The organism is Buchananella sp. 14KM1171 (assembly GCF_041380365.1).
In the GTDB taxonomy this organism is placed as follows: Bacteria; Actinomycetota; Actinomycetes; order Actinomycetales; family Actinomycetaceae; genus Buchananella; species Buchananella felis.
This window is the reverse complement of the sequence record NZ_CP159981.1, coordinates 1,956,833-1,969,502: the sequence shown is the minus strand read 5'-3', so window position 1 is coordinate 1,969,502 and position 12,670 is coordinate 1,956,833. Positions and strand designations below refer to the sequence as shown.

Sequence of the window (12,670 nt, the reverse complement as noted above, 5' to 3'; positions counted from 1 at the left end):
CTAGAAGTTTGTCAAGCGGCAGCGGCCGCCCGGTTCTGCGCCGGTGCCGCCGCTCGCTTGGCTCGCGTTACAGGCCCAGCACCTGGGCGGCCGCCTCCACGGTCGGGGCGATCACGGTCGGGTCGATCTCGCGGTTGCCGAGCGCCGTGGCCGTGTCTTTCAACCCGTTTCCGGTCACGGTGCAAACGATCTTGGCGCCGGCAGGCACCTCACCACGCTCGTGGGCGGCCAGCAGACCCGCCACGGAGGCCGCAGAAGCGGGCTCCACAAAGACGCCAACTTCAGCGGCTAGCAGCGCCTGCGCCGCCAGGATCTCCTCGTCAGTGACGGCCTTGATGAAGCCGCCGGAGGTGTCGCGCGCCGCCACGGCCAGGTCCCAGGAGGCGGGGTTGCCGATGCGGATCGCGGTCGCGATGGTCTCTGGTGCCTCAATCGGGTGGCCCGCCACGAACGGGGCGGAACCGGCGGCCTGGATGCCCCACATCTTCGGGGTCTTGGTGGCGCGGGCCTCGTGCTGCGCGCCCGCATCCAGGCCCGCGTACTCGCGGTAGCCCATCCAGTAGGCGGAGATGTTGCCGGCGTTGCCGACGGGCAGCACGTGGATGTCCGGGGCGTCACCCAGCGCGTCCACAATCTCAAAGGCCGCAGTCTTCTGGCCTTGCAGGCGGTAGGGGTTGACGGAGTTGACCAACGCCACCGGGTATTCATCGGCAAGGGCGCGGGCAATGCGAAGGCAGTCGTCAAAGTTGCCGTCAACGGCCACCAGCTGGGCGCCGTGCACAATCGCCTGCGCCAGCTTGCCGGCTGCGATCTTGCCGGTGGGCAGGATGACGGCGCAGCCCAGGCCCGCGCGCACCGCGTAGGCGGCGGCGGAGGCGGAGGTGTTGCCCGTGGAGGCACACACCACCATCTTGGTGTCCGTGGCGGCCACCTTGGACATGGCCATGGTCATGCCGCGGTCCTTGAAGGAGCCGGTCGGGTTGGCGCCCTCCACCTTGATGTAGACCTCGGCGCCCACGGTGGCGGACAGGGAGGGGGCGTACACCAGCGGGGTGCCTCCCTCCAGCAGGGTCACCACCGGGTCGTCCTGCTCAATCGGCAGGCGGTCGCGGTATTCCTCGATCAGACCTCGCCATTGGTGTGCCATCAGTTGCTCCCTTCCACTGTCAGGACGGACTTCACGCGCTCCACCACACCCGCCAGGTCGGCGAGCGCGGCGTCCAGCGCCTGGCGCGGGGCGGCGTGAGTGGTGATGTTCAGGGTGGTGAACTCGCTGGAGTCCTCCGCTGCGCGCTGCTGCACGCGCTCGATAGAGATGCCGTGGTCCGCGAACTTCGCGGCCACCGCTGCCAGCTGACCGGGCTTGTCCGCCAGCTCCAGGCTGATGGCCACGGCGGCCCGCACCTGGGCGACCGGGAGCTTGGTCAGCTCCGCGTAGGCCAGCTCCGCCGGGGCGTTGCCGCCGTGCACCTTGTGGGAGGCGGCCGCCACCACGTCGCCCAGCACCGCAGAGGCGGTGGGGGCGCCGCCCGCGCCGCGCCCGTAGAACATGAGCCGGCCGGCGGCCTCCGCCTCGATCACGACGGCGTTGAAGGCGCCGTCCACGCTGGCCAGCGGGTGGCCCACGGGCACCAGGCGCGGCTCCACGCGCACGTCGTAGTGGTCGCCCACGCGCTCGGCGGCGGCCAGCAGCTTGATCACGTAGCCGTCGGCCTTCGCCTGGGCGATGTCGGCGGCGGTAACGGAGCGGATGCCCTGCACGGGAACGTCGGCCCCGCTCACGCGGGTGTGGAAGGCCAGGGAGGAGAGAATGGCGGCCTTGGCGGCGGCGTCGTGCCCGTCCACGTCCGCAGTCGGGTCGGCCTCCGCGTAGCCGAGCTCCTGGGCGGCGGCCAGGGCGTCCTCAAAGGACAGTCCCTTGGTGGTCATCTCGTCCAGGATGTAGTTGGTGGTGCCGTTGACGATGCCGAGGATCTTGGAGATGCGGTCACCGGCCAGGGACTCGCGGATCGCGTATACCACGGGCACGGCGCCGGCCACGGCGGCCTCGTAGTAGAGGTCGGAGCCGGTGCGGGCGGCGGCCTCGTAGAGTTCGGGGCCGTGGGCGGCCAGCAGCGCCTTGTTGCCGGTCACCACGGTGGCGCCGGACTCCAGGGCCGCCAGCACCAGTGTGCGTGCGGGCTCGATCCCGCCGATCAGCTCCACCACCACGTCGGCGCCGGTGGCGGCGGCGTGGGCGTCCGTGGTCAGCAGCGCGCGGTCAATGAAGTCCTCCCGTTTGGTTTCCAGGTTGCGCACCGCGATGGCGTTGACTCGCAGCGGGGCGCCCGCCCGGGCGGCCAGGTCACTGCCGCGCTCCTGCAGCAGCCGCACCACCTGGGTGCCGACGGTGCCGCAGCCAAGCACTGCGATCGTTACTTCTTTGCTCACGAACTCTCCTGACGTAGCTACTGCCGTGAGTATATGGGCGCGCTTCGCTTTGAGTAGGCAGCGCCCACGGACCAAAAACGCACTGCCCTTCCTCTCGCCCACGCGTCTGCAAGACCGACCCGCTCAAGAGGCGCCGATGCGCCGCCACAAGGTGAGAACGCGCTGCGTATGCGGCGACGTTGTTGGGTACGACGCTGTCCTCCTGGCCGGTGTGTGCGCAGGCAACCTCCGCCGACGCGGTCAACGCACCCGCCGCCACGATCTTGACCGGCGTGCGAACACGGAACCTGTTGGCGGTTAGCTCCGCACGAAAAAGGTTCGTCGCGTCGATGAAGGTGTCAATAACAAGAGCGCCGGAGCGATGAGGGGGCACGCTTGTAGGGCACCCGGCGAATTGTGCGGGTTGCGGAGAAAGCCCCTTCAACAAACATCCAGCATGTGATACGCGTCTCTCTCACTCTTGATCTTGCCGGGGGGGCAGCGTAACTTAGCAATGCCGGCAACCAGGAAAGCGGACTACCTCGCGGCAATCTCTTCACCCAGTAGCAAACGGGGAGGGCATATGCGCTTTAAACACACCCTGACAGGGTGCGCACTTATCTTAGCCACTATCCTTTCCGGCTGCAGCGCCGCAGAAGAACCCTCCACAGCCAATCCCCCAGCCAGCCCGGCCAGCCAGTGGGATCCGGAGAGCTGGAAGCCGCACTCCACATTCAAACGACCGCAATACACAGAGCAGCAAAAACTCGAATCTCGACAATACTGGTTAGATCAGTACATTCGACAAGGCGCCGAAGCTAAGGACATACCCATCGTACGATGGGTCACGCATATAGAATTTGCCGAATTAATGGTCTCCGAACTGGAGCGACATGGAATTGGAGCGGTCGCCGACGAAAATGGTCAAATCCACTTTGTCCCCGGCGTCCCCGAGTCCCAGGAAAAGCTCCTCGGCCAGGTCCACTACGATACTTATAGCAGATATCCGGTCGACCCCGTCTACACCTCCGACTACTCCAGAGAACAGCTTGGAATGCTATGGGATTACTGGACAGAGTATTATGTACCCTGCATGAATGCACACGGATTTCAAACAGAGCCCTCGCCAGTCTCCCGCGAAAGCTTCGTTTCGGCGTATTACCTACCAGGGGCGGATAACTGGTGGCCTATCGTAACAACTCAGTCACTTCCCCTAGAAACACAGGCAAGAATGGCTCAGATTTGCCCAACCTTCCCTGCAGCGAAGTACTTCTACGGAGAGTAGCTGCTGTGATTCCACCGCTAATGAGACCGTCTCGCAGTCTCGCTCGACTTCGAACAGCAACCCTCACGGGCGTAATCGCTGCGGTGACTCTCCTGTCTGGCTGCAGCTCCAGTGAGCCAACTTCCCTGCAAGCACCTCCATCCACCAAAAGCAGTGAATGGAACCCAGAGAGCTGGAAGCCGCACTCCACATTTAAACGCCCCCACTACACCGAGGCGGAGCGATTACGCAACCGACAGGCTCAGCTTGACAAATACGTCCAATTGGGAGCCACACCAAAGGATCTTTCCGTCGTGCGCTGGGTGAACGCTATCGAGTTTGCCGAAATAAAAGCGAACGAACTGAATAAGTATGGAATTAAGGCAATTGTAGACGAAACCGGTGGACTTAGCTACATCCCCGGCATACCAGAGTCCCAACAAGAATTATTAAACCAGATCAACTATGACCTGTACAGCCAATACCCGATCGACCCAATCTACACGACAGACTTTACAGAAGAGCAACTAGGAATGCTTTGGGATTACTGGAGCGAATACTACATTCCCTGCATGAACGCCCAGGGAATCACACTAGAGCAGTCGCCCGTTTCTCGCGAGACCTTTATTTCAACCTTCCTCCTACCCAACAGCGAACGCTGGTGGCCCATTCACGCAGGCCAGTCACTCGCCCCTGAAACACGATCGAAAATATCTCGAATCTGCCCACCATTCCCGGCACCAAAGTATTTTTACGGAGAGTAGGCGCCATGAGATTAACAATGCCACGCACCGCTTTGGGGCGGGAGGATTACTGTTCAACGACTAGGAGCGAACAGCGCATTTTCCGCGTCTCCAGGCAGGTGCCTTGCGCACGCATGCTCCACTTGGGCACGCCATGACTCTGAGCCGAGTCTTGCCCCGGGCGCTCATCTGCGCGGTAACCACCGCAGCTCTTTTGTCTGGCTGCGCGTCGACTCCTGCGGCCCAAACGCCCGCCTCTTCACTGGCAGAGGAGTGGGACGCTGCAGCCTGGGTGCCGCCCCACCCTGTTCAGCGCCAGCCCTCTACGGCTCAGGAGCGGGAGGAGTCGCGGGAGAAGCAGCTCGCCCGCATCGCTAACCCCACCAACGCCACACCAAGGCCGGCGGTGCGGTGGGTGACTCCCGCCGAGTTCGGTGAGATCATGGCGAAGAGGCTCGCCGAAGTGGGCATCACGGCCGAGGCAGGCGACGGCGGGGTTTCCTTCCCCGACGGCATCGATGAGCCGCTAGAACCGCTACTGGACAGCGTCACCGTTGAGGTCACCGCCGAATACCCGATTGACCCAGAGTACCTGCGCCCCTTGAACCAGGAGCAGCTTGGGCTGCTTTGGGACTACTGGACCGGATACTTCCTCCCCTGCGCCAACGCTCACGGGGCGCCGCCGATTCAACCCAGCCCCACTCGCCAATATTTCGTGGCGAACTATTATTCGGTATTCATAACCGATCCGGAAAGCTGGTTACCACCCGATAATTTGATGCTGCTGATGGAATTTTCGGACTACCAGGAATTATCGAAGTTCTGCCCGGATCACCCGCCAAGCAAGCACCTCTACGGACAATAAGCATCCCTTACCCCCGAGTTGTTAGCGAGTAGCCCATGACTGTCACGCGCCCGCGCCGTTCCCTTACCACCGCAGTGTTCGTGCTGCTTCTTGCTGCGGTTTGTGCCGCAGGCGGCTTTTGGGCGGGCAGGGTGACGCTTCGCCCCGCCCAGTCCACGGCGCAGGAAGCACCGGAGCTGTTGGTGACCGCAGTCTCGGAGCAAACAGTCGGGCGAACTTTGACGCTCACCACCACCATGGAGCGCTCAATCCAGCCTCTCGCCGTCAACGAGCTCGTAGGGGTCGTCACGCAGGTGGGGGATCTGGCCGCCGTCACCTCCGGTTCCCTGCTCTACACCGTGGGGGCGCAGCAGGCTCGGGCGGTCCTGGGGACGGTGCCGTTCTTCCGGGATATGGGGGCAGACGCCAAGGGAGAGGACGTGAAGCAACTACAAGAGTTCCTGGCCTCCACGGGCGCTGACCTAGTGCCGGACGGCAGCTGGGGACCGGCCACTACCCGCGCCGTGAAGCAGTGGCAAAAGGACACCGGGCAGGAGCAAACTGGGGTCATCGCCGCCGGGACACTCGTGGCCATCCCCTTCTCCCCGGTGACGCTATCTCCCGACCGCTCTCTGCTCTGGCACGGCGCCAAGCTCTCTGGGGGTGAAAAGCTGCTACAGACGGCCACGGGCACCCCAGATTTCTTCATGGAGATAACGCAGGGACAGGCAGGCTTGGTTCCCACCGGCACGCCCGTGGTGGTCCACACCGACAACGGCGATTTCGAGGGCGTGACCGGTCAGCACCAGGTCTCCGAACAGGGCATCAAGGTGCCGGTTTCGTCCCCCACTGGCGGCCTGCTTTGCGGGGAGAAGTGCGCTGAGCTTGGCACCGACCAAAAGGTTTACCTCCTCACCAGTATCGAGCTGGTGCCCCCGCGCACCGGCCCGGCCGTTCCTGTCTCGGCATTGTTGACGCAACCGACCGGAGAGGTGAACGTGGTGGCCGAGGACGGCACCCACATCCCCGTGCGTGTCGAGGCGGTCGCCGAGGGGGTCGCGGTCGTGGACGGCATCGAGGTGGGCACCCGCGTGCGAGTATTTGCGCCCTCCCCTAACCTTGCCCCCGCTGGAGTGCAGGCCCCCTCCGCTCCGGGGGAAGAAACAGAGGAAACTTCGCCACCCGCCTCGCCTGCTGATGGTGCGCCGACCACCGGGGAGGGGAATTGAGCGCCACCCCAGTTGACTCGCCCCGGCTCGCACTCGCTAACGGCGGCCCCTTGCCCGTCACCGCAGCGAAAGCCCCAATGATGGACGACGCCGCCCACGCCACCATCGGCGTTAAGGACCTGCGATTTTCTTACCGCAAGGGCGGCGAGGAGCTCTACGACGGGCTGAGCTACACCTTTTCTCCCGGCCAGGTGACCGCAGTGACCGGGGAATCCGGCCGGGGAAAGTCGACGCTCCTGTACGTACTTGGCCTCCTGCTGACACCCACGAGCGGAAGAGTGGAGATTGACGGCGAGCCCGTCTCTCACCTGCCCGACCGCCGTCGTTCTCTGCTGCGGGCCCAGCGGCTCGGTTTCGTCTTCCAGGACTCAGAATTGGACCCGACTCGCACGATTCTCGATTCAGTGATGGAGCCCGGGTTGTACGGCGGTGCGGACAGGGCCAGCCTGGAGAGCCGGGCGCTGGAGCTATTGGCACAGTTCGGACTATCGGAGCGGTCCCACCACAAGCCCGGGCAGACTTCTGGTGGTCAAGCCCAACGAGTTGCCGTGTGCCGGGCCCTCATCAACTCACCCGACTTTGTCCTGGCCGACGAACCCACCGGCAACCTGGACCCACGCAATTCAACGCTCGTTCTCGACGCCCTGGCGGCGGCCGCGAGCGAGGGACGCACAGTTATAGTCGCCACCCACGACCCGTTTGTGATCGAGCGCTCCGACCAGGTATTGGCTCTATGAAACTACGCTCCCTGCTGACCGAAGCCCTAGCCGCCGCCCGGTCCTCCCTGGTGCCCTCGCTGCTGATCGCCGTCGTGGCTGCGCTGATGACCTCAACGAGTCTCATCACCGTGGGTAGGCAGGCGCGCCTGGAGGAAGACTTGGCCGCGCATTTGCAAAGCCCCGCCGCGCGCACCACGGTGATCACGGCATTGACTGACGAGGCCCGGCTCACCGTCCCGGCCTTGAACTTGTCCAGTGACATAGACGGGGTAGCAACCGCCGTCGGGATCAGCTTCCCCGTGGACGTTTACAACCCGGCTCTGGGGCCCGACTCCGGCAAGGTCGCGCTGGTGGAGCTCTACGGTGACGCCCCGGACGCCGTTCGACTAACCGAGGGACGGTGGCCGCTGCCGGGAGCAAACGAGGCGCTAGTCTCCGCCTCCTCACAGGAGGTGTTACGCCTGGAACATCCCGCCGGCGGCGTGGTCTCACCCGATGGTTCACAGTGGGCGATAGTCGGAAGGTTTGAGCCCCAAACCCCATTTGGCGCATTAGCTACGCAAGTGGTCAGCCTGCCCGCCTCCGCTCCCGATTCAGAGGTTCTGCTCCGCCAAATCCACCTGATCCCAGCCGAGTCCGCCCGTGCCTCTGCTCTCTACCAGGCCTCACTGGAGCTCACCCCCGGCCCGCCCGGCAGCATGGACGTCTCCCCGCCTGCCGTGGCTACCCAGTCCACTCAGCAGATCACGAGCCAGGTGGCAGGTTACGGCCGCCAGCTGGTGCTACTTATCGCCGCAGTTGGCGCGGCGCTTACCGCAGTGGTGGTGTTTGCCGACGTGCTGGTCCGCCGCAGGGACCTAGGTAGGCGCAGGACCTTGGGAATCCCCCGGGGACATCTGATCCTCTTGGTAGCGCTCCGGGCTTTCTTTCCTGCCTTCTTTGGGGCAGCCGTCGGCGCAGGAGTGGGCGTTCTTGTAGCTGGAGCGCCATTGGACTTCGCCGCTGCAGTGCTAGTGCTAAGCGTGATCTCAACGTTCCTGGCAGCCCTGCCGCCAGCGGCTTTTGCTGCCTTCCGCGACCCAGTCCTTGTTATGCGCACCGCTTGATGGCTGCCCTAGCTCCTTTGCCTTCCCCAGGTAGAACTCGCCTAAGGCAGCGCTTAAGCCCCACTTTTCCAACAAGCGGACTAAGCCAAGTGGGGGTAGGGCCCGCAAAAGGCCCTACCCCCACTTGGCTTGTCCCGTGAGCCTACGGCAGTGACAACACCAGCTGCAGAGCCTCAGCTACCTCCTCGCTGAGAGAGGCCGGGCCACCCATCATGTCCACCCGGTCGATTTGCCGGTTGGCAACCAGGTAGCTGCGTGTAGTCGCAGAGAGCTGGCCTGCCTTGCTCAGCAGTAATGGGGAATCAAGCGCTATGGCCAGGGCGCCACCGGACAGAGCGTCGGCGAAGACGTCTCCAGAGGCAATCACCGCTCCCTTCGCATCGGCTAGGTAGCGCTGCGCCAAAAGCCTTGCGGTCTCGTAGCGGTCCTTCCCGGCCACAGAGTGCATGTTGAATCCCGCGGTGTAGTCGGCATTCTCCAGAGCCATCGTGGCCTTACCACCAACCGCAGTCGGCACCAGCGCGGCATTGGCCTCCAGGTACTGCACCGAGGCAACAGGGAGCCAGTCCCCGCTGCTCAGCAGGATGACACCGTCAGCTCGTGCCGCCGCCGGCCCCGCCGCCAGGGCATCGGCGAACTCCTTGCCATCAGCAAAGAAGACGTTCTTTACGGGGCGCAGGCGCTCCACTTCGGTGGCAACCGCAACAGCCGTGGCGTACCGGTCGCTACCAGCAACCCGAACCGCCTCCATGCCTTGGGCTCGCAACGTCTCCAGTTTGGCGTCGGCAATTGCAGCCTGGCCACCCACCACGTAAACCTTCTTGATGCCGCGCTGCTTTAGGACCCCGCTCACCTGCGGTTCGAGCACAGAGCCCGTGGTCAGCAACAGAGGGCCGTCCACTGCACCCGCCAGTGGTCCTGCCGTTACCGCATCCGCGAACCCGGTGCCGCTCACTAGAACAGCTGTGGTTCCCGTAAACGCAGCACTCTTGGCCGCCTCCACCGCAGTTTCCACACGGTTGGCACCGGCAATCCGGTACAGTCCCGCCGGGGCTGGCTCCGGCTTGACGCCCTCCACAGAGAAGGTCAGGTTGTAGTCCGTCTTGGCCCCTTCTGCCAGGGTGTACCCCTGGGCGGCGGCAGCTTGCACCAGTACCGAAGTCGTACCGGCTGGCACGGTGTGCACTCCTGGCTCAACGTCGTTCCCATTGATCAGGAATCGCACGTTCTCCACCACAGGAATGGTGAAGGTGTCGTTGCCCGTCCCCGGCTGGTCGTCCGTGAGCAGCGAATCGGGGGTCTTCACCGTCGCCCACTGGCCGCGCACGTCCAGCTCGGCGGCACCAGCAAACTGGCTGCCGTTCTGGGCGCTGAGCGCAACCAGCCTTACGCAGCGGGCCTCAACCTCATCGAACTCCACCAGCGAGGGCGCCTTGCCCTGGAACGTGCCGTTAGCGACCTGCGTGAACTCAGTGCAGTCCCGGCTGGTTTCGATCCGGTATTCGCCAATCACTCCGTTAGTACCGGTGTCCTGGCGCGGGATGTAGCGGAAACCGTCAATGCGCGCGAATTTCTTCATGTCCAGGGTTATCTGGTGCGGCAGCGGAGCGATCGACGGGTTGTAGGCGGTGTGCCAGTGGGAAGAAAGGTCACCATCGATGGCCTTTTCCTGCCCGGTCGGTTCACCTTGCGTTTCCTGTGAATCCGCCACTGCCGTCCACCCCGTACGGTTCAGGTAGGGGCTGGGAGCAGCCACTCCGTAGGCGGTCATTTCCGCCGCAGCACCAAAGGGACGGTTGTTGTGGGTGGAGGTTCCTACCAGGCGGAAGTACTGGAAGACTCGCTTGTCCTCCGGAATCGGGATCGCCTGGGTGGAATCCCCCGGCTGGAATTGTCCAGCGGCCACCTGCTGCCAAACTACTCCGTCAGTCGATACCTCGATGCGGTAGTCCTTGAACTGGCCGTTGCCGCCGCCGCCCGGCCGTGGCGTGTATGTCAGCCGGTGTACCTCGTTCGGAGCGCCCATGTTTACCGTCAGCGTGTGCGGAAGCTGGTCGATCCCCCCGCTGTACTTTGTGTGCCAGAGCGTAGAGCTGTTGTCGTCAATGGCGTTCATTGCGCGACCGTTCTCCCCGGTCGTCTCCTCAGAGTTAGCGCTCGCCAACCAGCCCGACTTGGAGATCTTCGTGAACTCCGGGGAGTAAACCGGCTCGGTGGAGTCCGTGGGAGCCTCAGTTGACTCGACGCACTCAAAGAGCAGCACCTCGAACGGATCCAACTCCACGTAGAAGTTCTTGCCCTTGGAAGCAACGAATGGCTGGGCCTGCCCGTCGCGCTCCGTGCACCTGTAGGTGCCGTGGGTCCCGGCGGGCAATTCGAACGCGTCCTCAACATCCAGCGTGTAGTGCTTGGGGCGCTCAGAGGGGTTACGGACCATGAACATGGCTCGCTCATCTCCACTGCCCGGGTTCCAGGCCGCAGTGCCGTAAACATCTACCTGATGCGGGTCGCCACCAATCCAGTGAGCGTCAGCCAACAATGACTGGTTAGTGCGCGCCCATTTGGCGTTCTTCGCCAGTTCATCCCAGAACCAACCCGCATTGGCGGCACCAACCACAGCCGGGTCTACCAGCGTGTTGCGGATGTAGAGCTCTTGCAGCTCAAAACCTTGCGCAAAGTAGCCGCGCATGTCTGCCGCCAAGGCCTTCCGAGTGGCCTCGCTGGAAAGGTTGGTGTCCTGGGAGAACTGGGGAGCCCGGTTGGAGAAAATGAATCCGTGGTTCATGAGCTGGGTGATTGGCACCAGCGGAGCCTCCACCACGAAGTTCTTGTAAACCTCCGCGTCGCGGTAAGACACGTACTGCTCCTGGTCGCTGCCCTCACCCACCTTGAAGGCGTCGTGGCCATCGCGCCAGATGGAGTCGGAGAACCACATCCAGTACGGGGATCCCCACGTGCCCACCGTAGTGTTAATGAATACATCCTCGTTGTGAGCACGCATGTCGCGGCTCAAGTTCTGCATGGCCTCATAGTCAGCCCGGTAGGTTTCAGCCGGGCTGGTCTGGTACAGGCCACCACCAATGCCGTCGAACTTGAAGCCCTGCACACCGTCGTTGTCGATCATCTTGAAGATCGTGTCCCGGAAGTGGCTGTAGTACTTGGGACCGGACAACTTGAACTGGCGACCACCATAGGTTTCCAAGCGTTTCTCAGCGGGCTTGGAGGCATTGATAGCCTGGCGGCGCGCAGCTGACGTGCCGTAGCCACCAAACGGGCTCATCCACACGGAAATAGAACCGCCGTGCTTCTCCGCCGCAGCCCGCTGGGGGGCAAAACCGGTCCCGAACTGCCCCGGGTCAAAGGACCACACGTGCAGATTCGACTCATCTGCCACCTGCGGGTCGCGCAGATAGTCCCAACCATCGTCCACCCAGTAGGAGTCAAGCTTCATGTCACGCTTGGATGCCTCTGCGCCAAAGAGGTCGATGGCGTGGGTGAGCTGGTCTGCAGGCATAGTCAGCACGTCAGTGCCCGCATCGCCTGGCTTCAAGTCGAACCAAGACTGGTAGTGGAGGAACGTACGGCGGGCGTGTGTGCTCTCACGCTCAAAGTAGTTCAGGAACGAGCGGCGAATCTGACCGGCAGGACTCACTCCCACAGCGGTCGTGTAGACCAGGGGCCGCTGCGAAGTGACAGGGTTGGCCCGCCGCATCGAGATAGTGGCACGACCGCCCGCAACGCTCGCCTGCGCCAACGGGTTCTCCACTCCAATCCAGGCGATCTTTGCCCCGTTAGGACCTACAGTGATCGGGTAGCCGGTATCCCGCCCCTCGATGCTCGCCTCAGCACTAGGGGCATCGAAAAGCACAAAGTTGGTCGCCGCAACGGGGGCGTCTACAGCAGCGAACGTCAATTCTTGCTGCACATAGTTGGCACCCTCGCGCAAGATAGCCCGGTAGGTGACGTCCAGGCTCGTCCCGCCAGCATCCAGCCGGTACTTGGCCTCCACTGCCTTGCCCGCTATCTGGTTAGCCACGCGCTTGGAGGAGGAGTCTGCCGCAATATCAACGACCCGAGGAGCAACGCTAACCGTGGCGGTGGACAGGTCGTATTGGGCACCACCCACCGTAATGGTGACGGCCTTAGACGGACCCGCCACCGGGGTGTTGGTTTCGACGTTCCTCACGGCGGAAAGCACCGGACCGGCCGTAAAGTCGATGCTTGCACTAATGACCGCATTACCGATCGTCGCCGTGTTCCCTGTAACCGTGGCCTGCGCCGCTCCAGGGGCTGTGCCCGGATAGGTGACCACGTCTGCACCAGGCAAGGCGCTTGCAGCCGCCTCGCCACCGGGCT

At 63.5% G+C, this 12,670-nt stretch carries 9 protein-coding genes; 6 read left to right on the top strand and 3 right to left on the bottom strand.

Annotated features, from left to right (window positions below):
* Positions 1-67: 67 nt before the first annotated feature.
* Both thrC and ABYF38_RS07570 read right to left on the bottom strand, forming a co-directional pair.
* Positions 68-1,147: a threonine synthase gene (thrC, locus tag ABYF38_RS07575; protein WP_371151779.1), complete on the bottom strand. Its 1,080-nt coding sequence runs from the start codon at positions 1,145-1,147 to the stop codon at positions 68-70.
* Positions 1,147-2,430: a homoserine dehydrogenase gene (locus ABYF38_RS07570; RefSeq protein WP_371151778.1), complete on the bottom strand. Its 1,284-nt coding sequence runs from the start codon at positions 2,428-2,430 to the stop codon at positions 1,147-1,149. Before ABYF38_RS07570 ends, thrC begins: the two co-directional genes overlap by 1 nt.
* An 850-nt stretch (positions 2,431-3,280) precedes the next feature.
* Between ABYF38_RS07570 and ABYF38_RS07565 the strand changes: the two genes are divergently transcribed.
* The 6 genes from ABYF38_RS07565 (at position 3,281) to ABYF38_RS07540 (ending at position 8,314) form a co-directional block, all read left to right on the top strand.
* Positions 3,281-3,694, top strand: a complete 414-nt coding sequence (locus tag ABYF38_RS07565) for a hypothetical protein (RefSeq protein WP_371151777.1) — start codon at positions 3,281-3,283, stop codon at positions 3,692-3,694.
* Between the two features lie 83 nt (positions 3,695-3,777).
* Positions 3,778-4,437: a hypothetical protein gene (locus tag ABYF38_RS07560; RefSeq protein WP_371151776.1), complete on the top strand. Its 660-nt coding sequence runs from the start codon at positions 3,778-3,780 to the stop codon at positions 4,435-4,437.
* A 133-nt stretch (positions 4,438-4,570) separates the two neighbouring features.
* Complete coding sequence (locus tag ABYF38_RS07555; protein ID WP_371151775.1) at positions 4,571-5,281, top strand: hypothetical protein; 711 nt, start codon at positions 4,571-4,573, stop codon at positions 5,279-5,281.
* A gap of 35 nt (positions 5,282-5,316) precedes the next feature.
* Positions 5,317-6,489 carry a peptidoglycan-binding domain-containing protein gene (locus ABYF38_RS07550; protein ID WP_371151774.1) on the top strand — a complete coding sequence of 391 codons (1,173 nt, stop codon included), beginning with the start codon at positions 5,317-5,319 and terminating at the stop codon, positions 6,487-6,489.
* Positions 6,486-7,226 carry an ABC transporter ATP-binding protein gene (locus ABYF38_RS07545; RefSeq protein WP_371151773.1) on the top strand — a complete coding sequence of 247 codons (741 nt, stop codon included), beginning with the start codon at positions 6,486-6,488 and terminating at the stop codon, positions 7,224-7,226. Before ABYF38_RS07550 ends, ABYF38_RS07545 begins: the two co-directional genes overlap by 4 nt.
* A complete protein-coding gene (locus tag ABYF38_RS07540) occupies positions 7,223-8,314 on the top strand; it encodes an FtsX-like permease family protein (protein ID WP_371151772.1) in 1,092 nt (363 codons plus the stop codon). The genes ABYF38_RS07545 and ABYF38_RS07540 overlap by 4 nt, the downstream gene beginning before the upstream one ends.
* Before the next feature lie 142 nt (positions 8,315-8,456).
* Here the strand turns inward: ABYF38_RS07540 and ABYF38_RS07535 are convergent, their stop codons facing one another.
* Positions 8,457-12,500 (bottom strand): cell wall-binding repeat-containing protein, encoded by a 4,044-nt coding sequence (locus ABYF38_RS07535; RefSeq protein ID WP_371151771.1) that lies wholly within the window; start codon positions 12,498-12,500, stop codon positions 8,457-8,459.
* Positions 12,501-12,670: the final 170 nt, after the last annotated feature.

Bases quoted from the DNA above. Each gene is read 5' to 3' on its own strand.
- thrC (WP_371151779.1), bottom strand. From the start codon at position 1,147: ATGGCACACCAATGGCGAGGTCTGATCGAGGAATACCGCGACCGCCTG.
- ABYF38_RS07565 (WP_371151777.1), top strand. From the start codon at position 3,281: ATGGTCTCCGAACTGGAGCGACATGGAATTGGAGCGGTCGCCGACGAA.
- ABYF38_RS07555 (WP_371151775.1), top strand. From the start codon at position 4,571: ATGACTCTGAGCCGAGTCTTGCCCCGGGCGCTCATCTGCGCGGTAACC.
- ABYF38_RS07550 (WP_371151774.1), top strand. From the start codon at position 5,317: ATGACTGTCACGCGCCCGCGCCGTTCCCTTACCACCGCAGTGTTCGTG.
- ABYF38_RS07540 (WP_371151772.1), top strand. From the start codon at position 7,223: ATGAAACTACGCTCCCTGCTGACCGAAGCCCTAGCCGCCGCCCGGTCC.